17 protein-coding genes and 1 pseudogene are annotated in these 21,539 nt (G+C 62.0%); 10 read left to right on the plus strand and 8 right to left on the minus strand.

From position 1 onward, the window contains the following. Nucleotides 1–129 precede the first annotated feature (129 nt). Nucleotides 130–2,412 (minus strand): DUF1631 domain-containing protein, encoded by a 2,283-nt coding sequence (locus GYM54_RS17425; RefSeq protein ID WP_181099944.1) that lies wholly within the window; start codon nt 2,410–2,412, stop codon nt 130–132. Nucleotides 2,413–2,750: 338 nt separating this feature from the next. Here GYM54_RS17425 and nadC point away from each other — a divergent pair, with 338 nt between their 5' ends. Further along, the gene (gene nadC, locus GYM54_RS17430; RefSeq protein ID WP_181099946.1) at nt 2,751–3,599 is read left to right on the plus strand and encodes a carboxylating nicotinate-nucleotide diphosphorylase; all 849 of its coding nucleotides are present in this window, start codon (nt 2,751–2,753) and stop codon (nt 3,597–3,599) included. 39 nt (nt 3,600–3,638) lie between these two features. Here nadC and GYM54_RS17435 read toward each other — a convergent pair whose 3' ends face one another. Further along, nucleotides 3,639–4,070 carry a YhcB family protein gene (locus tag GYM54_RS17435; RefSeq protein WP_181099948.1) on the minus strand — a complete coding sequence of 144 codons (432 nt, stop codon included), beginning with the start codon at nt 4,068–4,070 and terminating at the stop codon, nt 3,639–3,641. A 239-nt stretch (nt 4,071–4,309) separates the two neighbouring features. Here GYM54_RS17435 and GYM54_RS17440 point away from each other — a divergent pair, with 239 nt between their 5' ends. The 3 genes from GYM54_RS17440 (at nt 4,310) to zapE (ending at nt 7,620) form a co-directional block, all read left to right on the plus strand. Then, nucleotides 4,310–4,939 (plus strand): alpha/beta hydrolase, encoded by a 630-nt coding sequence (locus GYM54_RS17440; RefSeq protein WP_131649811.1) that lies wholly within the window; start codon nt 4,310–4,312, stop codon nt 4,937–4,939. 75 nt (nt 4,940–5,014) lie between these two features. Next, on the plus strand, nt 5,015–6,373 hold the full coding sequence (locus tag GYM54_RS17445) for a tryptophan--tRNA ligase (protein WP_181099950.1): 1,359 nt from the start codon (nt 5,015–5,017) through the stop codon (nt 6,371–6,373). Nucleotides 6,374–6,525: 152 nt separating this feature from the next. Next, complete coding sequence (gene zapE, locus GYM54_RS17450) at nt 6,526–7,620, plus strand: cell division protein ZapE (protein ID WP_131649813.1); 1,095 nt, start codon at nt 6,526–6,528, stop codon at nt 7,618–7,620. A 96-nt stretch (nt 7,621–7,716) separates the two neighbouring features. Here the strand turns inward: zapE and GYM54_RS17455 are convergent, their stop codons facing one another. Continuing rightward, nucleotides 7,717–8,709 (minus strand): GlxA family transcriptional regulator, encoded by a 993-nt coding sequence (locus GYM54_RS17455; protein WP_181099952.1) that lies wholly within the window; start codon nt 8,707–8,709, stop codon nt 7,717–7,719. 181 nt (nt 8,710–8,890) lie between these two features. Here GYM54_RS17455 and nfi point away from each other — a divergent pair, with 181 nt between their 5' ends. From nfi to GYM54_RS22125, 5 genes and pseudogenes are all read left to right on the plus strand, one after another. Further along, nucleotides 8,891–9,619: a deoxyribonuclease V gene (gene nfi / locus GYM54_RS17460; RefSeq protein ID WP_181099954.1), complete on the plus strand. Its 729-nt coding sequence runs from the start codon at nt 8,891–8,893 to the stop codon at nt 9,617–9,619. A gap of 73 nt (nt 9,620–9,692) precedes the next feature. After that, a complete protein-coding gene (gene ampD, locus GYM54_RS17465) occupies nt 9,693–10,244 on the plus strand; it encodes a 1,6-anhydro-N-acetylmuramyl-L-alanine amidase AmpD (protein ID WP_181099956.1) in 552 nt (183 codons plus the stop codon). Between the two features lie 22 nt (nt 10,245–10,266). Beyond that, on the plus strand, nt 10,267–11,103 hold the full coding sequence (gene ampE, locus GYM54_RS17470) for a regulatory signaling modulator protein AmpE (protein WP_181099958.1): 837 nt from the start codon (nt 10,267–10,269) through the stop codon (nt 11,101–11,103). A gap of 1,275 nt (nt 11,104–12,378) precedes the next feature. Continuing rightward, nucleotides 12,379–12,516: pseudogene (locus GYM54_RS22120) on the plus strand (HAMP domain-containing protein); the annotation flags it as partial. Nucleotides 12,517–12,666: 150 nt separating this feature from the next. Beyond that, a complete protein-coding gene (locus GYM54_RS22125) occupies nt 12,667–13,371 on the plus strand; it encodes a methyl-accepting chemotaxis protein (protein ID WP_371924063.1) in 705 nt (234 codons plus the stop codon). A 2-nt stretch (nt 13,372–13,373) separates the two neighbouring features. Here the strand turns inward: GYM54_RS22125 and GYM54_RS17480 are convergent, their stop codons facing one another. The 3 genes from GYM54_RS17480 to ada are packed head-to-tail and all read right to left on the minus strand — an operon-like array spanning nt 13,374 to nt 15,522. Continuing rightward, nucleotides 13,374–14,153: a TatD family hydrolase gene (locus GYM54_RS17480; RefSeq protein WP_181099960.1), complete on the minus strand. Its 780-nt coding sequence runs from the start codon at nt 14,151–14,153 to the stop codon at nt 13,374–13,376. A gap of 38 nt (nt 14,154–14,191) precedes the next feature. Beyond that, nucleotides 14,192–14,434, minus strand: a complete 243-nt coding sequence (locus GYM54_RS17485; RefSeq protein WP_181099962.1) for a hypothetical protein — start codon at nt 14,432–14,434, stop codon at nt 14,192–14,194. A 50-nt stretch (nt 14,435–14,484) separates the two neighbouring features. Next, nucleotides 14,485–15,522 (minus strand): bifunctional DNA-binding transcriptional regulator/O6-methylguanine-DNA methyltransferase Ada, encoded by a 1,038-nt coding sequence (gene ada / locus GYM54_RS17490; protein ID WP_181099964.1) that lies wholly within the window; start codon nt 15,520–15,522, stop codon nt 14,485–14,487. A gap of 158 nt (nt 15,523–15,680) precedes the next feature. Here ada and GYM54_RS17495 point away from each other — a divergent pair, with 158 nt between their 5' ends. Continuing rightward, the gene (locus GYM54_RS17495) at nt 15,681–16,571 is read left to right on the plus strand and encodes a PA4780 family RIO1-like protein kinase (RefSeq protein ID WP_181099967.1); all 891 of its coding nucleotides are present in this window, start codon (nt 15,681–15,683) and stop codon (nt 16,569–16,571) included. 427 nt (nt 16,572–16,998) lie between these two features. On the opposite strand, the gene GYM54_RS17500 is transcribed toward GYM54_RS17495, so the two are convergent. Next, a complete protein-coding gene (locus tag GYM54_RS17500) occupies nt 16,999–18,480 on the minus strand; it encodes an efflux transporter outer membrane subunit (RefSeq protein ID WP_181099969.1) in 1,482 nt (493 codons plus the stop codon). Continuing rightward, complete coding sequence (locus GYM54_RS17505) at nt 18,480–21,536, minus strand: efflux RND transporter permease subunit (RefSeq protein ID WP_181099971.1); 3,057 nt, start codon at nt 21,534–21,536, stop codon at nt 18,480–18,482. The genes GYM54_RS17500 and GYM54_RS17505 overlap by 1 nt, the downstream gene beginning before the upstream one ends. Nucleotides 21,537–21,539 lie beyond the last annotated feature (3 nt).

A 21,539-nucleotide genomic window follows, 5' to 3' on the forward strand; every position in this document is an offset into this window, starting at 1 on the left:
CGGCGCGACGGCAAATGCCAAGCGCGGCGGCAAATGAGGGCGGGTATCGAAGCAGGGCGGAGGCTGTGTGATGCGGCAGCGGACAACGAAAGGAGGGCATGCAGGCATCAGCCGGCACGCCGGTTGCACTTAGCGTCCGCTGCTCTTCAGGCTGCGAAGGTTTCCAATCACCGATTCCAGCGCGCGATCAAAAAGCAGGGCATCGTTGAGTAGGCGGATTGCGCCGCGACGGAACTCTGTGGCGAGCCCCATGCGAGTCTTTTCCAGAACCTTCATGCCGGTGCGGTTGACGAAGATGTATTTGCCGGTGGGCTTGATCACAGCGGCCAGCTTGCAACGTAGCTTGTGGTCCTCGTCTTCCTGGAATTCGACCCAGCTACCGACCCTTAGATTATCGACCTGTATCAGCGCTTCATCATTGTCCGCCAGGTTGATCTCGGGTTCCTTCTCCCGGCTTTCACCAGGCGCCAATAGCACTATTTCCTCGCTGACTTCGACCATCGCTGGCGTGGGGGCTTCGGCGGGGTGTTCGTCGCGCGGCGGCAGTTCCAGCTTCGGTTCGGTGATGATTTCACCGTGCGCGAGCGGGGCGTTATTCGAAGTAGGTTGGTTGAGCTGCTGCAGGGTCTGGACATGCAGCGCTTCGAGCTGGGTGAAGAAGTCGCTGGTAGAGAAGGGGTCGAATGCTGCGCTGACCAGGCCTTCACGAAGATTCTTAAGAAGGCTGGGAACCAGCTCGAGCAGCCTTTCCCGGGACGCTGGATCCTCGTGAGGCGTAACGCTCCAGATCAGGTCGTCCATCGTCGCCAAGGCGTCCCGCCATTGCTCGGATTGAGTGCCGTTTTTTAGGCAGGTCAACAATAGAACCTTGCTCCATGCTTCCTGCAGCAGCCGGACGACTACCTCGGGGAGAGTTCTGCCGAGCAGGCGTTCATTGAGAGCGTGCTCTACTTCCTGGCGGGCCATTTCGGCCTTGGCGCGTCCTTCTTCGGCGTCTCGCGTGCGCTGTTCAAGCAGCTCGCTGCGACGGCGCTCGTCTCCTGTGAAAGCGAGGAAGTCGGCAAGTAATTCGGAGAAGATGGCAGGATCGTCGACGAAGTCATTCAGCAGGCGAGCCACGATCTGCTCGATCTTCTGATACAGGCTGTCGCGCTGCGCTTCGTCCTGATCGACCCAGCCCATGGCAGCCGAGGCGATCTCGTTGAGCAGGCGGCGGGCGGGGTGACTGCCGCGACTGAAGAAGGTCTTGTCCAGAACGGCAACTTTCAGAACCGGGATCTGCAATCGACCGATCAGCGCTTTGAGCGAGTCGGGCAGGGTGCGGTCGTCGAGGATGAACTCGAACAGCATCGACACCAGATTGATGACGTCTTCGTCGACCTCTCCAACCACACGAGATTTACCGCTCTTGGCGCTGACGCGGTGCAGGAGCTGCTCGAGCTGGCCCTGCAGATCGTATTCATCGATCTGCTGTGGGGCGCGAGACTGGAGATGCGAAAGCAGCCGCATCAAGTCATTGCTGGAAATCGGAATGGCATCGCTAGGCAGGTTGCGGGCGGGTAGCGCGCTTCCGCGTAGTTCCGAAAGCAGTGTCTGGAGCGCGCCAAACGCTTCGTGAGCACTGTCATCTGAATATGCGGGCGACTGAATGAAGCCTGAGCCCGGTGTTCGTTGTGTACTGCCTTCCTGTGCGTTCGGGCGGCTAGGCGAGCGGCGCGGCGGGCTGGACTGCAGTTCCGGCAGAACGCCTGCTGCGACCAGGGTCTGGTTCGATTCGGCGTAAAGCTGTTCGAGGTCCGTCAGCACGTAACGCTCGAACAGTTTGAGAATGATCAGCTTGACCTTGATCTCGACGCCCAGGTTGCGGCAGGCCTCAAGAAAGTATTCGCATAGCTGCTGTGGGCCAAGCGGGTTGCTCTTGTCGTCCAGCTTCCTGCTGACCAGAACATTCATGCGTGTGGTGAGGTGACTGAGCGGCTGGGTGGTGCGGCTCATTACCTTGGCGACCATGGTGTCGATCGCAACCGACTCTTCCAGTTCGTCGTTCTGCACCAGCGCCAGGCTCTCGAATGATGCTTCCTGCGGCGCGGGTTTTCCGATTTCGTACTGGTTGAGCTTGGAAAAGGATTCGAAAACCTGCTGCAGAAAGCTGCGCTCGATGCCGCGGCGCTTCATCCGCAGATCGCGCATGGCTTCGAAGAATGCGTTCTGTTCAGCGTTGCTGGTAGCGCGGTCTGCGATTTCGAAGAGCGAGTCGTCAGCGTTGTCGAACAGCGTTTGCAATGCCGAACGCAGCTGCTGAGCTGCTTTATCGCGGACGCTGATGAGCGCGACGGGCAACCTGCCTGTCGGTGAGGTCTGCTTTTGCTCAGGGGCGGCCTTCAGGTGCACCACTTTCGCATCGGTTCGCATCGAGACTCTCCGGTCGCCTGCTGATGCAAGCGCTCAACAACCCGTAGCATGCCGCTGTTAATGGGCAGGGGCAACGATTTGTCAGTCATGGCCAATGGCCGCCATTTTGGTGGCGCCAATTAACGGAGACATTACATGCATCTTATTTATTAGCCTAGCGCGGTTTTGCCTTGGACATGATGCGGCTCACAGATACTTCCCGAAATTCCTACAAGCGGTTGGCAAGGCATTAGCTCAGGCATGGCTGCCCAGCGGGCATTTTTGCCCGCAAACGGCTCTATGCTGCGTCGTGGCGGGGCGACGCCGTATACTCTCGTCGAATTCAATGGGAGCCCGTCGTGACCAATATCACTCTTGCGGACCTTTCCGCCGAAATCGAAACCAATGTGCGTAAAGCGCTGACAGAGGACGTCGGCACCGGTGACATCACGGCTCAATTGATCCCTGCTGAACGGCTCGCGTATGCCTCGGTCATCACGCGTGAGGCAGCGGTAATCAGTGGCACGGCCTGGGTCGATGCCGTGTTTCGGCAGCTGGATCCGCGGGTGGCGGTTCATTGGCATGCGGCCGATGGCGAGCAGGTCGCGGCCGATCAGGTCCTTTTTCATCTTGAGGGGCCTGCGCGCGCCTTGCTCAGTGGCGAGCGTGCGGCGCTGAATTTTCTTCAGACGCTGTCCGGCGTCGCGACGCGCTGTCGGCATTACGCGGATCTGGTCGAGGGTACCGGGGTCCGTCTGCTCGATACGCGTAAAACGCTTCCGGGCCTGCGCCTGGCCCAGAAATATGCGGTGACGTGCGGCGGCTGCCATAACCATCGAATCGGCCTGTACGACGCGTTCCTGATCAAGGAAAACCATATTGCCGCCTGTGGTGGAATCGTCGAAGCCGTTGCCGCGGCTCATCGCATCGCGCCGGGCAAACCGGTAGAGGTGGAGGTGGAGAATCTTGACGAGCTGGAGCAGGCGCTGCGCGCAGGCGCCGATATCGTGATGCTCGACGAGTTGAGCCTGGCTGACATGAGAACTGCGGTAGGCATCGCGGCGGGGCGGGCAAAGCTGGAGGCCTCGGGTGGCATCGATGACGAGACGCTACGTGCGATTGCTGAAACCGGTGTGGACTATATTTCGATCGGTGCACTGACCAAGCACGTGCGGGCGATCGATCTGTCTATGCGTTTGAAGCAGTAGTGCGTGAGGGAGCGGCACGCGAGACGTGCCGCCCTAGAGTCAATGCCGGCTTTTCAGGCCGAAGTTTTCGTTCAGTGTGCCGGGCGTGTCGCCGTCTTTGGGCGCGTAGTCCTTCGGCGGCTCGGTAAATGCCGGTGAGCTCAAGCGTTCCCGGTGGCTGTGGCTTTCCTCGCTATGCAACGCGGCTAGCAGACGCTGACGGGTTTGTTCGTCGAGGGCGAGTTTGTCGGCGCCTTCGGATAGATGATTCTGCATGTCCTGGTAGCTGTTAGTCAGCTTGCGCAGCAGGCTGGCAGTCGTATTGAAATGCGTGACCACTTCGCTCTGATAGGTATCGAGGCGCTCCTGCAATTCATCCACCTGACGCTGCGTGCTGTTCGGTGCGCTGTTGCGCGCGATCAGATATCCAATGACGATGCCGGCAATCACGCCAACGATCGGGAGCAACCAGGTCGCGAGGGTCTGTTCCACGAGTACTTCCTCTATATAAACGGCTGTGCTGTTCGGCAGCGAAGCTGTGTGATGGTGAGATGCCGGACGCAGCTGACATCCGGTGCTCTGCACCGTCCTATCGGCTGCTGTGCGGTGGTTTTCCCACGGCCTGATACGTTAACGTCTCGTACCTGCCCTGTATACCGCGACGCGATGCGGCGATCGCGACGCAGGTGCAAGCAAGACGAGTCGACTCGCCCTAACGTCACGGAGTTACTTTGTTGAAACGTGAAACCCCCATTTCCATCGAGGGTCCGGCCGGTGTGCTGGAAGGCCTGTATTTCGATCAACCCGATGCTCGCGGGCTGGCGCTGATCTGTCATCCCAACCCGGTAAAGGGCGGGACCATGCTCAACAAGGTGGTCTCGACGCTGCAGCGCAGCGCGCGCGATGCCGGCTATGCCACGCTGCGCTTCAACTTTCGTGGCGTTGGCGGCAGCGCCGGCAGCCATGACATGAATACCGGTGAAGTGGATGACGCCGAAGCTGCCCTGCGCTGGCTTCGTGATCAGCATCCCGGGCTGCCATTGACCCTGATGGGTTTCTCTTTTGGTGGTTTCGTAGCGGCCACGCTGGCTGGTCGGCTCGAGGCCCGTGGCGAGTCGCTGGAACGGTTGTTCATGGTCGCGCCGGCGGTTTCGCGACTGGCGGATCAGCCGCTGGCCGAGCATTGCGAGTTGGTGGTTATCCAGCCAGACGATGACGAAGTCGTCGATCCGGCTTCGGTGCACGCGTTCTCGGCTGAGCTCCAGCGCCCCCACGAGCTGCTGAAAGTGGCAGAATGCGGCCACTTTTTCCACGGCAAGCTGGTCGAGCTGAAAGAGCTGGTAGCGCCGCGGCTGGCCTAGTGCTCCGCTGCGTGACCGCCTTCAAATGGCCTTCTAACCGCCTGCCGTTTGCGCTGACTGAATCGAGATGATTGTATGAAAACCCGAATCCTTACCGGCATCACCACCACCGGCACGCCCCATCTGGGCAATTATGCCGGCGCTATCCGGCCGGCTATCGTTGCCAGTCGCGAAGCCGATGCCGATTCCTTCTACTTCCTCGCCGACTATCACGCACTGATCAAGTGTGACGATCCGCTGCGCATCCAGCAGTCGCGCCTGGAGATCGCCGCCACCTGGCTGGCCTTTGGTCTGGATGCGGATCGGGTGACCTTCTATCGGCAGTCCGACATCCCGGAAATCCCTGAGTTGACCTGGCTGTTGACCTGCGTTGCTGGCAAGGGGCTGCTCAACCGCGCGCATGCGTACAAGGCATCAGTGGACAAGAATGTCGAACTGGGTGAGGACCCGGATGCTGGCGTCACCATGGGGCTATTCAGCTACCCGGTGCTGATGGCGGCGGACATTCTTATGTTCAACGCACATAAGGTGCCAGTCGGTCGAGACCAGATTCAGCATGTCGAAATGGCGCGTGATATCGCCCAACGCTTCAATCATCTGTTTGGCAATGGCAGGGAGTTTTTTACCCTGCCTGCCGCCGTGATCGAGGAGGGCGTGGCGACCTTGCCGGGGCTCGATGGGCGCAAGATGTCCAAAAGCTATGACAACACCATTCCGCTGTTCGCCAGTGCCAAGGAGCTGAAAAGCACCATCGCGCGCATCATCACCGACTCGAAACTGCCGGGCGAGCCGAAAGACCCGGACGACTCCCATCTGTTCACTATTTACCAAGCCTTCGCCGCGCCGGCGCAACTGGCCGAGTTCCGCGCCGAGCTAGTCGGCGGGCTGGCTTGGGGTGAGGCCAAGCAGCGTCTGTTCCAACTGCTGGACAACGAGCTGGGCGAGGCGCGCGAGCGTTATCACGCACTGATGCAGCGCCCCGGCGATCTCGAGGACATCCTGCAGGCCGGTGCCGCCAAGGCGCGCAAGCTCGCTACACCGTTCCTCGGCGAGCTGCGTGAAGCGGTGGGGCTGCGTAATTTCCGTAGTGAAGTAGCAAGCGCCGCGCCAGCCAAGAAAAAAGGCGGAAAGGCCGCGCGCTTCGCCAGTTTCCGCGAAAGCGATGGTAGCTTCCGCTTCCGATTTTTTGCAGCCGATGGCGAAGAGTTGCTGTTATCGCGGCCGTTCAACGATCCCAAGGCGATCGGTGTGACCAGCCAACATTTGATCGCGCAGGGTGTGGATGCCCTGGAACTCCGTGCCGATGAGAGCAATCAATTCACGCTGTGGCTGGATGGCGAATGCATCGCCGACAGCCCCGGCTACGCAGATGAGCAGGCGCTGGAAGCCGCCATGCTGCGCCTGCGCCAGGCATTGGCGACACTTGCCGTGTAGTTCTTAGGGCTGTCTGCCGTTCATTACTTGAACGGCATCGCTGCCGATCCCTGTTTTCCTCGAGGCCCAAGCGCTTGAACGATCTGCGTAAATTGCCAACCACCGAGGGCACGGCTAAAGTGTCGGCCCCGTTTCACTACCCAGACCCCGCCATGACACCTCTTGAGCGCTATCAGGCAGACCTGAAACGTCCCGACTTCTTCCACGATGCCGCCCAGGAAACTGCGGTGCGCCATCTGCAGCGTCTGTATGACGATCTGCTCGCCGACGACCGCAACAAATCCGGGCTGCTGGGCAAGCTATTCGGCAAGAAGCAGCAGGAACCGGTAAAGGGCCTGTACTTCTGGGGCGGTGTCGGTCGCGGCAAGACCTATCTGGTCGACACCTTCTTCGACGCGCTGCCCTTCGAGCAGAAGACTCGCACCCATTTCCACCGCTTCATGAAGCGCGTGCACGAAGAAATGCGCACCCTCAAGGGCGAGAAGAATCCGCTGACCATCATCGGCAAGCGCTTCGCCGATGAGTCACGCGTGATCTGCTTCGACGAATTTTTCGTGTCGGATATCACCGACGCGATGATCCTCGCGACCCTGCTCGAAGAATTGTTCAAGAACGGTGTGAGTCTAGTAGCCACGTCCAACATCGTTCCGGACGGCCTGTACAAGGACGGCCTGCAGCGGGCCCGTTTCCTGCCGGCGATCGAGCTTTTGAAGAAGCACACCGAAATCGTCAACGTCGACAGCGGCATCGACTATCGCCTGCGCGCGCTCGAACAGGCCGAGCTCTACCACTTCCCGCTCGATGCCGAGGCGGAGCTGAGCTTGGAGAAGAGCTTTCGCAGCCTGTTGCCGGAGCAGTGTCGGGTGCAGGAAAACGAAGCGCTGATGATCGAAAACCGCGAGATCATCGCGCGCAAGACGGCCGGCGGCGTCGCCTGGTTCGAGTTTCGCGAGCTTTGTGATGGACCGCGTAGCCAGAACGACTATATCGAGCTGGGCAAGATATTCGACGCGGTGCTGGTCTCCAATATCGAGCGAATGGACGTTTCCAAGGACGACATGGCGCGGCGATTCATCAACATGGTCGACGAGTTCTACGACCGCAACGTCAAGCTGATCCTCTCGGCCGAGGTCGAGCTCAAGGACCTGTATGCCGGCGGCCGTCTGGAATTCGAATTCCAGCGCACCCTCAGCCGTCTGCTGGAAATGCAGTCGCATGAGTATCTGGCTCGACCGCATAAACCGTAGAGAGGAAGCTTGAAGCCAGTAGCTTGAGGCTCAAAAAAAGCAAAGCTTGGCCGGATTCTGTCCGGCCCGCTGACAGCTTCTAGCCGCTCTTATCTTCTAGCCGCTCTTATGCCGATACTGCTGCCGATACCGATTCGGCGATAGCTCGGTGTGCTGGCGGAACAGCCGAGCGAAGAAGCTGGCGTCGTCGTAACCCACTTCGTAGCTGATGGTCTTGATGCTCTTGCGGGTGGTGGAGAGCAGGTTTTTAGCTGTCTCGATGCGCAACCGCTGCAGGTAATGCAACGGTTTGTCGCCGGTCGCCGCTTGAAACCGGCGCATGAAGTTACGAATGCTCATGCCGTGGTCGCGCGCCACGTCCTCGAAGCGGAATTTCTCCGCGAAATGCTCCTCGAGCCATTCCTGAATCTGCAGCACGCGGGTGTCCAGATGGAGCTTCTGGCCGCCAAAGCCGATGCGCCCTGGGCTGTAGTTGCGTTGCACCTCGAACAGCACGTCGCGGGCCATGCCCTGCGCGATATGCGAGCCGCAGAAGCGTTCGACCAGATGCATGTAGAGATCGCATGCCGAAGTGGTGCCGCCTGCGCAGTACAGATTGTCGCTGTCGGTCAGATGCTTCTCCTGAGTAAAGAGCACTCGTGGGAATCGCTCGACGAACTCACGCGCGAAGCGCCAATGAGTCGTGGCTTCGCGCTCGTCGAGCAATCCCGCGGCAGCCATCCAGAATGCGCCGGTGGCTTCGCCGCAGATGGTGCTGCCGGCCTCGTGTCGTTCCTTCAGCCAGGGCGTCACCTGCGGGTACTGCTGGCCAAGCGCATCGAAATCGCCCCAGAACGCCGGCAATATCACCGCATCGGCGCCATCCAGCGCGCCATCTACCGCAACGCTGGCACCGCTGAACGTGGTGACCGGCCGGCCATCCGGGCTGACCAGCACCGTCTCGAAGGCCGGCGTCAAATCCATCCCCAGCTGTTTGCCATAGCGCAGGCTGGCCATGTGGAAAAAATCCTTGGCATGCATCAGGGTGGATGCAAACACCCCATCGGTGGCCAGAATGCTGATACGTTTCAACGGTTGGGCGGTGAGCATGGGTGTGATTTCTACGTGTTTCGGTTGTTTTTATAGGAACTTTTATAGCGACAATGCAGGGTAAAACTGCCGTAGTCCGGCGGGAGCGTCCTTGTTTTTCGACTGACTGTCTAGTCGCAATCCGTCTCAGTCGGCGGAACCGCTCACGGCTCTGCCGATCTGATCAGCAAAGAGGGCTTCCATGACAATCAATACAACACGCTCGAGCGCCGGTGCATTCAGCGGCTGGGATGGCAGTCCCGGTGCTGCCCGGGAAATGCAGAAAGAGCTGGCCAGCAAGGTCGTGCTGGAGGATGACTTCGGGCCGCTGCGGCTGATCGCAGGCGTCGATGTCGGTTTCGAAGAGGGTGGCCAGATCACCCGCGCCGCAGTGGTGCTGCTCGACGCCGAAACCCTCGAACCGCTGGCCCAGACCTTGGCGCGGATTCCCACCTGCATGCCGTATATTCCGGGGCTGCTGTCTTTTCGCGAGCTACCCGCCGTGTTGCAGGCGCTCGATTCACTCGGCCAGACGCCGGACCTGATCTTCTCCGACGGGCACGGCATTGCGCATCCGCGCGGCCTCGGCATCGCTGCGCATCTGGGCGTCATTACCGGGCTGCCAACGATCGGAGTGGCGAAGAAAATTCTCACCGGCCAGCATGAGCCGCTCGGCGAGCGGCGCGGCGATCAGGTCGATCTGCTGGACAAGCACGGCAAGGTGATCGGCAGCGTGCTGCGCAGCAAGGACAAGGTTCGGCCACTGATCATTTCGCCCGGCAACCGGGTTAGCCTGGCGACCGCCCCGCAACTGGTGATGCGCTATGTCACCCGCTATCGGCTACCGGAGCCGACGCGGTTGGCCGACCGTCTGGCCTCGCGCAGGGATGAAAAGCGTGCGGGCGGGCAGCAGACCATCGACCTCGGGTAGCGCAGCCGGGTTGCGGTCGGCAGCGTGCAGGCGCTAGCCTGCAGACCCTACAGCCAACCCAGGTTCCGCTTCGATGCAGCTGGATCATGCGACAGGCTGGTGCCGAGGCATTCGCCATTGCCCCTCGCCCAATTTCAACAAGCGCCCGGATGACGAGATTTCATTACTGGTCATCCACAACATCAGCCTGCCGCCGGGTTGCTTCGGGACCGGCAAGGTCCAGCAGTTCTTTCAGAATTGCCTGCCCACCGACGAACATCCCTTCTTCGAAGAAATCGCCACCTTGCAGGTCTCTGCGCATTTCCTCATCGAGCGTGATGGTGCGATCACCCAGTTCGTCTCCTGCCTGGATCGCGCCTGGCACGCCGGAATTTCCTGCTTCGATGGACGAGAAAGCTGCAACGACTTCTCCCTTGGTATCGAGCTGGAAGGCACCGATGACGTGCCCTTCAGTGAGGCCCAGTACGACAGCCTGATCCGCCTTTGCCTCCTGCTGCAGCAGGCATATCCGGCGATCACGCCGGAGCGGGTTCGCGGTCACAGCGACATCGCACCGGGCCGCAAGACCGACCCCGGCCCGGCATTCGACTGGCTGCGCCTGCGCGCGGCCTCGATCGTGGCCTGAGAGCCTCGCATAGGATTCGATAATGATTTTTCTCGTGGTGCTGCTGGTTCTGCTCATCGACAAACTCACCGATTGGCGACGTGATGTGCAGCACGACGGCCCGTGGCTGCAGCTGCTGCGGCGAGTCGAAGGGCGCGCGGACATGGCGTCCAGACCATGGCTGAGTCTTTCGCTGTTGGTACTGCTGCCGGTGCTGGTGCTCGGCTTGTTACTGATGGCACTCAAGCCGCTGGCCTACGGCTGGCTCAGTTTGCCGCTGCATCTGCTGGTGCTGCTCTACAGCCTGGGACGAGGGCAGGGCAAGCGTGAATTCGGAGCATTCCGCGACGCCTGGCGCCGGGGAGATGTCAACGCCGCCGCGCTGGTGGCCGAGCGTGATCTGGGCCTCAGCGCGCCGGATGCGCCGAGCCTGTTGCGCGCCGTGGAGGCGCAGCTGCTCTGGCGCAGTCATCAGGGCTTCTTTGCGGTGATCTTCTGGTATGTGCTGCTTGGTCCCATGGCCGCGCTGGCCTACCGGCTGCTTGCGCTGACGATCGAGCACACCGGGAGCGAAGCCATGCGCGAGCGGGCGGGGCAGCTGCGACACGCCTTCGACTGGCTGCCGGTGCGGCTTCTGCTGGTCAGCTTCGGACTGGTCGGTAACTTCGTCGCAATGAATCGCGCCCTGCTGCAGGATCTGCTGCGTTGGGAAACGCCCGCCCCGCAGCTGCTGACCGACATCGGTCCGGCTGCGGCGGATCTGCGCGAGCCGTATGAAGGCGAGGCGGGTATCTCACGGCTGGACGGCCTTGCCGCGCTGTTGGTGAGAACCCGCATGCTCTGGTATGCGGCCATCGCGCTCTGGACGCTCTTTCTCTAGCCGCCCAGCACAATCGTATCGGGCGCCGCGCCGCCTCAGCCCGTCGTCCGGCGCTCTGCATAAGCGCCGTGGATAGGCCGGAATTGGCGGGCCTTCTGCCGCTTGTCGCGCCATCACTCTGCCATTACCTTAAGTTACATAACCTGTGACCGATATCCCGTATAAGTTCCTCACACTCTGACGAGCCCTGCTGCAGCCTCGATGCTGTTGGCAACAATAAAAATTGGGAGACGTCTTTTGAAAGGTCTTTTGTATCCCGCCATCGCGTTGATGAATCGCCTGAGCTTCGGCATGAAGTTCAGCCTGATCAGCGTGCTTTTCTTCGTCCCCATGCTGCTCACCAATTTTTACCTGGTGCGCGACTCCTATCGGGAATTCGAGGGCACCCGCACCGAACTGCAGAGCCTTGAGTTGCTGGGTACGGCATTGCAGCTGCGCCGCGAGATGGAAGACTGGAAAGACTTGGTGGAAATCGAGGGCATCATTGGCCAGACCGGCGAGGTGCAGGCGCTGGTGACCCGATTGGCGGATGCCGAACGAGGATTGTCCGCGCGGATGCAAAGCCTGACGCCGGTCAGCGATAATCCTGAACAGGTGGCCGAATTCAATACCCGCCGGGACGACCTCGATGCCGCCCTGCGCGAGGCGCAGGCGCAGCAATCCCTGCAAACCAAGGTCGCCATGGCGCGTGCGCTGTTGGGCAAGGCTCAGGTGATGATCAAGCTGATCGCCAGCCAGTCGGGTCTGAGCCAGGACAGCCAGCGCGATGTTCGGATGCTGGCGGAGCTACTGACCTCGGTCACGCCCTCGATCACCGCCATTCTCGGCGAGGGGCGAGCGGTCGGCTCCTACACCTTTGGCCAGGGCTATCTGAACTCCGACGCCAGCAACAAGTTGGACGAACTTCTCCTGGAGCTGGAGAAGCAACAGGCTCAATACGGCGCTCAGCTACAGGACGTATTGGCCAGTAGCGGCTCTGCGCAGCGCCAGCTCGACAGCCACACCGCCGCCAGTCGCGACTCTCTGAAGATCAGCAGCGATATATTCCAGGACCAGGTGATCATGGCTGAAGCGCTGGATCAGCCATGGGACGCGTTCTATGACCTGATCAGCGCCGAGATGGCCAAGACCTACGCGCTCAACGACGCGATTCTGGGCTTCCTCGACGAACAACTCGAACAGCGTCTGGAGCAGAAGCGCCTGCTCATGACCCTGTTGCTGGCCGCGCTGGTGCTGGTGTTCGTGCTTGTGGTGTATCTCTACAGCGCGTTCTACATGTCCACTCGCGCGACGTTGAAGAGCCTCGGTGCAACCATGGACCGCGTCGCCGCCGGTGACATGACCGCGCGTTTCAATGTGCAAAGCCGCGATGAGCTGGGCGAGCTGGGCCAGGTATTCAACGAGACCGTGGCCAAGATCCGTGAGTTGATCGAACGGGTCGGTCAGACGGTCGGCGAGGTGGAGCGTCAGGCTTCGCGCGTCGAAACCGTCTCTGGCGAAAGCAATCAGACGGTGTCCGAACAGCGCGGGCAGATCGAGCAGGTCGCCACCGCGATGAATCAGATGTCAGCGACCGCGCAGGGCGTTGCGTCCAGTGCCGAGGCCGCTGTTGGTAGCGCGCAGAGCGTCAATGAAGAAACGGTGAGCGGGCGCAGCCTGGTCGAAGCGCAGGTCGGCGGCATCGAGCGACTGGCCGCGGAGATCGAGCAGTCGGTCAACGTAATCAATCAGCTGGCCAGCGACAGCAAGGCCATTAGCCAGGTGCTGGACGTCATCAAAGGTGTCGCCGAGCAGACCAATCTTCTGGCGCTCAACGCCGCGATCGAAGCGGCGCGCGCCGGCGAGCAGGGACGTGGTTTCGCGGTGGTCGCCGACGAAGTGCGCAACCTGGCCAGACGCACCCAGCAGTCCACCGAAGAAATCGAGCAGATGATTGCGCGACTTCAGGGCGGTGTCGGCGCTGCGGTGAAGACCATGCATGCCAGCCATTCGATGGCCGATGCGACAGTCAATCAGTCGGCCCAGGTTCGTCAGGCGCTGGAAAACATTCTCGGTGCGGTCGGCGTCATCGTCGATCAGAACCAGCAGATCGCCGCGGCTGCGGAGGAGCAAACCGCCGTCGCGCACGATATCGATCGCAACATCGTCGCGATCAACGAAGCCGGGCAGCGTACCGCCGAAGGCGCTGGGCATACCGAGCAAGCCAGCCGCGAGCTCAGCGCACTGGTTGGTCGGTTGCAGCAACTCATTGGCGCGTTCCGCGTATAGGCTCAGCGCCAGCCGAACAGCTCGCAGCTGTTGCGATAGCTGGCCTCGGCCAACTCTTCGGGGGTGATGCCGCGAAGTTCCGCCAGCTCGCGGCAGATGTCCGGGAGGAATTCCGGGCTGTTGCGCTGCCCGGCATGGCTGTGGGGTGTGATGTCGGGCGCATCGGTTTCCAGCACGATGCTGTCCAGCGGTAGCTGCTGCAGCACGCGATGCATGCGGTGTGCTTGCGGCCAGGTGCCGGCGCCGCCCAGGCCGAGCTTGTAGCCGAGCTTGATGTACTCGCGGGCTTCTTCCCAGCTGCCACTGAAAGCATGGGCGATACCGGCGCGCTTCAGCTTGCGCTGCTTCAGCGTCGCGATCATCGCTGCATGCGCGCGGCGTACGTGCAGCAGTACCGGCAGCTCGAACTCGCCCGCCAGGTCCAGCTGGGCTTCGAGAATGTGCTGCTGCCTCTCCTTGTCCGGATCCTCGATGTAATAGTCCAGGCCGATCTCACCGATGGCGCAGAGCTTTTCTTCCCCTTGCAGACGTTGCAGCCAATCGCGCAACTCGTCCATGTGCTCCGGTCGATGATCCTGAAGAAAGACCGGATGCAGGCCCAGCGCGGCGTACACGGCGGGCTCGTCCAGCGCCATTTGCCAGACCCTCTTCCAGTTGGCCTGATGCACGCCGAGCACCAGCACGCGCTCGACGCCCACACGGGCGCAGCGGGCCAGCACCTCGCTGCGGTCGGTGTCGAAGGGGTCGAAGTCAAGGTGCGTGTGGGTGTCGATCAGGCGCACGGCGGGCGTCTCCTTTCGTGGCATCGGGTCATAGGCGCTCAGCGCTTTTCCTCTTCGATCTGAATGTCGCTGACGCCCAGCTCGGCCATGCGGCTGTGCTCGCTGGCGCGCTCCGGAATCTCCCAAGGGGCGTCGGTGGCTGCGCGCGGTTCCCTGACGTGGTGCAGAAGAATCTCCAGCTCGGCCTGCCCGATGGCGGGCTCCTCGAAGGCGTCCAGCGTCAGCGACGCCGGGTTGCCATTGATCAGGTAATGGATACGGTAGCGTTTCAGTTCGGTCATGGCGGCGGCTCTTTTCCGGTGGCGTGGAATATCCGACCGCCAGATCGCCGTCAGGCTCCCGATTCTCCTCGCTCCGATTCGAGCAGAGCGGTCTTGCGCTCGATGCCCCAGCGGTAACCGGTCAGCGCCTGGTTGGCCCCGACGACGCGGTGGCACGGAACCAGCAGCCCGATCGAATTACTGGCGCAGGCTCGGGCGACGGCGCGCGCATGGGTGCCCAGGCTCGCGGCGAGTTCGCCGTAACGGCGAGTCTCGCCGGCCGGAATGTCCTGCAAGGCCTGCCAGACGCGTTGCTGAAATGCCGTGCCGCGTAAGTCCAGCGGCAACAGCGCGGCGCGGGTTGGCTCTTGCAACTGCTCCAGGATCGAGCGCAGCCACTCGCCGAGCCCGGCCTGGTCGCATATCAATTCCGCCGCGGCGAAGCGGGATTGAAGCTCGTCGAGCAGAGCCTGCTCCTCATCGCCGAACAACAGGGCACAGATGCCCTTGTCGCTGGCAGCGACCAGCAACAATCCCAGGGGGCACGGACTGATTGCATAACGCAGAGCTTCGCCGGCGCCCTTGCGCCGGCGCTGTGCCGGGCTGAGCGCGGCAATGTTCTGATAGGCGCCGCGTGTGCTGCCATAGCCTGACTCCAGCGCCGCGCCGAGTACCGATTCGGCGCCCGGAAGCTGCGCCTCCAACCGCTCGCGTCGGCGTGCCGCCGCCCATGCGTGGGGCGTAAGGCCGGTTCGGGCCTTGAATGCGCGGGCCAGGTGCGAGGTGGACAGGCCGATGCGGGCGGCCAGCCGGTCCAGCGTCATCGGCTCGGGATTTTCATCGAGCAGACGGCAGGCGGCGATTACCAGTGCATCCAGCTGCTCGGTCGGGCTCTGGCCATGCGGCGCGCAGCGCTTGCATGCGCGATAGCCGGCGGCTTCAGCGTTGGCTGAATTGCTGAAGAAACTGACGCCGTCTCGCCGGGGGCGACGCGCCGGGCAGCTTGGGCGGCAGAAGATGCCAGTCGAGCGTACGGCGAACACGAAGCGGCCATCGAAGTCTGCGTCGCGTTCGCAGAGGGCTTGCCAGCAGCGGTCGAAATCGATCATTGCGCGGCTCCTTGGGTAGTCGTGTTCGATTGTCCGTCCTGCTCGCCTGCGATGCCAATCCGCAATGCGCTTTCAAACTTGCTAGCGAGCATGGAAGCGTGCTGACGATTACCGTAACCTGCAGGCCTGCATAGTCGAATAGGGTCTGTAAGCCACTGATGAAAACGCCAAAACGACTCGAGCCGCTGGTCGAGGATGGGCTGATCGACGAAGTGCTGCGGCCGCTGATGAGCGGCAAGGAAGCAGCTGTATATGTGGTGCGCTGCGGTGAAGAGCTGCGTTGCGCGAAGGTGTACAAAGAAGCCAACAACCGCAGTTTTCGTCAGGCGGTGAAGTACCAGGAAGGTCGCAAGGTACGCAGCAGCCGCGACGCCCGAGCCATGGCCAAGGGCTCCAAGCACGGGCGCAAGGAAAAGGAAGAGAACTGGCAGAACGCCGAAGTGGCGGCATTGTTCCGTCTGGCCGATGCTGGCGTACGCGTACCCAAGCCGTATGACTTTCTCGACGGCGTCCTGTTGATGGAAATGATCTCTGGCGAGGATGGCGATGCCGCACCACGGCTCAACGACGTTGATCTACACCCCGACGATGCCCGCGAATTTCATGCCTTCATGATCGGCGAGGTGGTGAAGATGCTCTGCGCCGGTCTGGTGCATGGCGACCTGTCCGAGTTCAACGTGCTACTCGACGAGTACGGCCCGGTCATCATTGACCTGCCGCAGGCGGTCGACGCGGCAGGGAATAACCATGCGTTCGAGATGCTCGAGCGCGACGTCGGCAACATGTCGGCGTACTTCGGGCAGTTCGCGCCGGAGCTCAAGTTCACCCGTTATGCCAAGGAAATGTGGGCGCTGTATGAGGACGGCAAGCTGACGCCGGATACCGAGCTGACCGGTGAATTTGCTGAGCCGGAGGATGCTGCTGACTTGGATGCGGTGATGCGTGAGATTAAAGCTACTTTGGCCGAACAGGCGCGTAAGGAAGCGTTGCGCAATGCGACGGATGAACCCGGCGACGAGCCGCCGACGCCGCCGTGGATGCGGGGGTGATGGCTTGTTGAGTCGCGACTTGTTTGTCGAGTCGCTTGATGGTCGGGTTTCGCCCTGCTGGGCGAGTGAGAGATCATAAAATCCTTGCTTTGGCTTTTTGGCCCGATGCACGAACCATCAGGCAACACCAACCGCCCCTTTCAGAAGGGTGAGCGGCGATGGAGCGAACGAACCCCGGCGCAGCCGGGGCCGTATGCAGGGGCAAGCGTTTTTGGTTACTTTTTTCGGGGCCGACCATCCGGCGTTTGGAAAAAGTGACTCGCCCAGCAGGGCGAAACCCGCGCATCAAACCGCTCGATAATCGATTTGAAATAAAAGTTGGATCGTACCCACGCTCCCGCGCGGGCACGGCGCTTCGGGACGCTTTGCGTCCAAGACGCCGGAGCGCCTGGCGCCACCAGACCCACTCGCGTTCGGCGGGCTAACTCTACTGGCCTGACGTCTCGGCGTCCGTCCCAGCTCCGAGCGCATTCGGATCCATCTCCCAGCCGCCACCCAGCGCCACGAACAGCGCGACCTGCGCTGTCGCCAGAGCAGTACGGCCTTGCAGGGCTTGCTGCCTCGCCTGCAGCGAGCCGCGTTGGGCATCGAGTACTTCGTTGAGATTCGCCTCGCCCAATCGATAGCTCTTCTGCGCGAGCTCGTAGGCGTACTGGCGATGGCGCAGGGTGTTACGCAGCGAATTCAGGCGGCGTTGCTGCCCGTCGATGCGTACCAATGATCGTTCTACCTCTTCCAACGCCTCGGCCAGGGCCTGTTGAAAACCAAGATACGTGCTTTCACCCTCGACATCGGCCAGTTCGATGGCTGCGCCGCGTCGCCGGTAATCGAGGAAGGGCAGGCCAAAGGTTGCGCCTAGGCGGGCAAAGTTGGAAGCGCTGGAAATGGCATCCCCCAGCGCGAGCCCTGAACGGCCTACGGCAGCCTGCAGGGCCAGCGTCGGAAACAGGTCGCGGCGAGCGGCTAGCGACTGCAGTTGTGCGGCCTCCAATTGCGCGGCTTCGGCGATCAGATCCGGGCGTCTGCGCAGCAGGTCCAGCGGTTGCCCCGGCGGAATGGGCTGGCCTGCCAGCGGCACTTCGGTCGACGTCGTGAGCTGTCGCGCGATGCTGCCTGGTGGTTCGGCGAGTAGCGTATCCAATGCCAGTCGCGCTTCGGCCAGGTTGATGTCCAGTTCATCGAGATCGGCCTCCAGCGAAGCCCGTTCGGCAGCGCTGGCTTCGACATCCAGACGGGTGACCTCGCCGGCCTCGAACAGCGTGCGGGCGATACGCTCAAGTTCCGCAGCCAATTCGATGCCTTCGACCAGCAACGCCCGCTGGCCTTCCAGCGCGCGCAGTTGCATATAGCCTTGCGCCGTATTCGAGGCAACCGCCAGCCGAGCGGCGATGGCCTGGGCCTGGGCCGAGCGAATCTGCTGCCGTGCACTGTCGGTCCGCGCGCGCGTGGCGCCGAAGATATCCAGCTCCCAGGTGGCCTGTAGCGCCAGTTCCCAGCTGTCGAAGGTGATCACGTCGTCATCCGGGACGAACTCGCCGATGGGGCTGTCGGGGTCTTGCTCGTTGTTGTTTTCGATCCATTGACGGCTAACCGAACCTGGCAGATCGAAGGATGGGAACAGCCCTGCGCGGGCCTGACGCAACTGCGCCCGCGCGGTGTCGACGCGCAGCATCGCCAGACGGATGTCGCGGTTGTTTTCCAATGCCCGGTGCACCAGCTGGGTCAACGCCGGATCCTCGAATTGCCGCCACCAGTCGGCGAGCGCCTCAGCGTCTGCCGGTTGCTCGCGCACCGCATGAAACCAGGATTCCGGCACATCGGGCTCGGGCCGCTCCGGCACGCTGGAGCAGGCGCCGAGCGCCAATGCCAATGCGCAGATCAGGGGCGTGCGAGGCAATCGGCGCGGCATCAGGTTTCCTCCGGTTTGACGCGCATGAACAGCAGGTACAGGCACGGCACCGCCAACAGTGTGAGCAACGTGGCGAAACCCAGCCCGCCCATGATGGTCACTGCCATGTTGGCGAAAAATGGATCGAACAGCAGTGGCACCATGCCCAACACCGTAGTGCCCGCAGCCATGACCACGGGCCGTAAGCGCGAGGCGGATGCCTCGATGATGGCGGTCAGGCGCGGCACATCGTCGGCGATTTGCCGGTCGATCTCATCCACCAGCACCACGGCGTTTTTGATCAGCATGCCGGTCAGGCTGAGCAGGCCGAGCAATGCCATGAAGCCGAATGCCTGGCCGGTCAGCAGCAGGCCGAGGGTGACGCCACACAGCGCCATCGGCACTACCAGCCAGATCATCAGCGGTTGGCGGACCTTGGCGAACAACAGCACCGTGACCAGCACCATCGCCAAGTACGGCAGCGCCAACGTGCTGGCCAGAGCCTGCTGCGCGTCGGAAGACTGCTCATGGTCGCCGCCCCATTCCAGCGAGTAACCGACCGGCAATTCGATGCCCTCGATCAGCGGACGAATCCGCTGGAAGGCTACGTTGGTGTTTTCTCCGTCGCGCGGTTCGGCGCGCACGGCGATGGTGCGCTCGCGACCGTAGCGGCGAATCATCGATTCTTCAGTGGTGGCCTCGATGCCATCGGCCACCTGTGCCAGCGGCACGTAGCTGCCGGTTGTGGGGCTCCAGATCAGCCGTTGCAGCAGGTCGCCTGGTGCCATGCGATCCTCGGGCGTTGCGCGTAGCAATATCGGGATCAGCTCGTCACCATCACGGAAAACGCTTACCTGCTGTCCTTCGCTGGCCACGGCCAATGCTTGCGCCACCTGCTGACGGGTCAGCCCCGCATCGGCCAGGCGGTCCAGATCCAGTTGCGGGCGTAGCACCGGCACCGGGGCGCGCCAGTCGTCGCGAATGTTGAAGACCTGTCCCTGTTCCTGAAGGATGCGCTGACCTTCGGCGGACAATTGGCGCAACTCATCCAGTTCGGGGCCACTGATGCGTGCTTCGAGCTTGGCTTCGGCGTTGGGTCCGAACAGGAATTGCGCGGCGGCGACATCGGCAGAAGGGTAGCGGCCCGGCAATGTCTGATTCACTTCGCCAACCAGCTCGGCAATCACCTCGGCGTCTTCGGTGCGCACCAGAAAGTGCATCAGCGAGGAGTTGGGCTGCTCCGGCGCGTAAGTCAGCATGAAGCGCGACGCGCCCGCCCCGACGAAAGTGGACACATCGGTGACGCCGTCGAGCCCCTCCAGGTAACCCTCGACGTCTTCGGCGGTGCGGCTGGTTTCGCGGATGTGCGTGCCCTGCGGCAGGAACAGATTGACGTAGAAAAGCGGTGTGCTCGACGGCGGGAAGAAGCTCTGCGGCACACGGCTGAAACCCAGCACGCTGAGCACGGTAAGCACCACCAATACCCCCAGCGTCAGCCAGGGGCGCGCCAGCACAGCGCCGGCCATGCGACGGTAACGGTTGTAGATCGGTCCGCTGTAGGCCTCGTCGGCACCGTTCGCGTCGTCCGCTTGCCGGTCATCTTTGCGCTCCAACAGGTAATGGCCGAACAGCGGCACCACCAGCAGCGCCAGCAGCCAGCTCAGCAGCAGTGAGACGGCGATGACGAAGAACAGCGAGAACAGGAATTCCCCCGTGGTGTCTTGCGACAGACCGATCCCGGCGAACGCCAGAATGCCGATGATGGTCGCGCCCAGCAGCGGCCATTGCGTCTGTTGCAGGGTCTTGCGTGACGCGTCGAGGATGCTCATGCCGCGCTGCTTCTGGATCAACATGCCATCGCAGATCACCACGGCGTTGTCCACCAGCATGCCCATGGCGATGATCAGCGCGCCGAGTGAAATGCGCTCCAGCTCGATTCCGGCCAGCCACATCAACAGCAACGTGCCGAGCACCGTCAGGAACAGCACCGCGCCGATGATCATGCCGGCGCGCAGGCCCATGGCCAGACACAGCACGCCGACGACGATCGCCACCGACAGGAACACGTTCAGCGCGAAGCTGTTGACCGACTCGTTGACGATGCTGTGCTGCTGGTAGAGCGGATGCAGCTCGGCTCCCAGCGGCACCAGGTGCTGCATGGCCTGCAGCGCTGCTTCGACGCTATCGCCTACCTCGACAATGTTGCTGCCTGAAATGCCGCTGATTCCTAGCGTCAGCGCCGGCTCACCGTTATGGCGGATGATCTGGCGAGGCCGCTCCGCGTACTCGCGTTTCAAAGTGGCGATGGAGCCCAGATCGACGCTCTGCTGGCCCTGGCCGACCGGCAACGCGCGCAGGGCATCCAGCGAATCGAAGGCGCCGCTCGGGCGGATGTGCACGAAGAACTCACCGGCGCGGACACCGCCGGCCTCCACCGCAGCATCGGCGTCGCTGAGCGCGGCGACCAGTTCCTGCGGAGACAGACGCAACGCGGCCAGGCGCGCCTGATCGACCTCGACCAGAATCCGTTCCTCGCGCACGCCGGCGATTTCAACCTGGCCAACGCCATCGGCCGTGATCAGGCCGCGGCGCAGATCCTTGGCTACTTCGTGCAGTTCTTCCAGGGTCAGGCCGTCGCCGGTGAGGGCGAAGAAAATGCCGTAGACGTCACCGAAATCATCATTGACCAGCGGCGGATCGATGCCCGGTGGCAACTCCTGCCGGGCATCGTCGATCTTGTTGCGCAGCTTGTCCCAGATCTGATCGAGCTGCTCGCCGGTGTAGCGGTCCTGGATTTCCACGCGGATTTCGGCCTGGCCGATCATCGAGCGCGAGCGGATTTCCTTGATCTCCGCAAGTTCCTGGATGGCGCTTTCCAACGGCTCGGTGACTTCCTGCTCGACCTCGATGGCGGTCGCGCCGGGATATTGCACCGTGACGATGGCTTCCTTGATGGTGAATTCGGGATCTTCCAGGCGACCCATCTCGAAGAACGCGATGGTCCCACCAATCAGGCAGATCAGCAGCAACACCCAGATGTTGACCGGCTTGCAGATGGCGTAACGGGCTAAGTCCATCCG

This window comes from Pseudomonas sp. MTM4 (genome assembly GCF_019355055.1).
Lineage (GTDB): Bacteria > Pseudomonadota > Gammaproteobacteria > Pseudomonadales > Pseudomonadaceae > Stutzerimonas.

What these genes read in the sequence shown, in the direction of transcription:
- ampE (WP_181099958.1), top strand. Translation starts at nt 10,267, where the DNA reads ATGATTTTTCTCGTGGTGCTGCTGGTTCTGCTCATCGACAAACTCACC.
- ampD (WP_181099956.1), top strand. Translation starts at nt 9,693, where the DNA reads ATGCAGCTGGATCATGCGACAGGCTGGTGCCGAGGCATTCGCCATTGC.
- GYM54_RS22125 (WP_371924063.1), top strand. Translation starts at nt 12,667, where the DNA reads ATGTCAGCGACCGCGCAGGGCGTTGCGTCCAGTGCCGAGGCCGCTGTT.
- GYM54_RS17425 (WP_181099944.1), bottom strand. Translation starts at nt 2,412, where the DNA reads ATGCGAACCGATGCGAAAGTGGTGCACCTGAAGGCCGCCCCTGAGCAA.
- nfi (WP_181099954.1), top strand. Translation starts at nt 8,891, where the DNA reads ATGACAATCAATACAACACGCTCGAGCGCCGGTGCATTCAGCGGCTGG.
- GYM54_RS17485 (WP_181099962.1), bottom strand. Translation starts at nt 14,434, where the DNA reads ATGACCGAACTGAAACGCTACCGTATCCATTACCTGATCAATGGCAAC.
- GYM54_RS17495 (WP_181099967.1), top strand. Translation starts at nt 15,681, where the DNA reads ATGAAAACGCCAAAACGACTCGAGCCGCTGGTCGAGGATGGGCTGATC.
- ada (WP_181099964.1), bottom strand. Translation starts at nt 15,522, where the DNA reads ATGATCGATTTCGACCGCTGCTGGCAAGCCCTCTGCGAACGCGACGCA.
- GYM54_RS17505 (WP_181099971.1), bottom strand. Translation starts at nt 21,536, where the DNA reads ATGGACTTAGCCCGTTACGCCATCTGCAAGCCGGTCAACATCTGGGTG.
- GYM54_RS17500 (WP_181099969.1), bottom strand. Translation starts at nt 18,480, where the DNA reads ATGCCGCGCCGATTGCCTCGCACGCCCCTGATCTGCGCATTGGCATTG.
- GYM54_RS17445 (WP_181099950.1), top strand. Translation starts at nt 5,015, where the DNA reads ATGAAAACCCGAATCCTTACCGGCATCACCACCACCGGCACGCCCCAT.
- zapE (WP_131649813.1), top strand. Translation starts at nt 6,526, where the DNA reads ATGACACCTCTTGAGCGCTATCAGGCAGACCTGAAACGTCCCGACTTC.
- GYM54_RS17455 (WP_181099952.1), bottom strand. Translation starts at nt 8,709, where the DNA reads ATGCTCACCGCCCAACCGTTGAAACGTATCAGCATTCTGGCCACCGAT.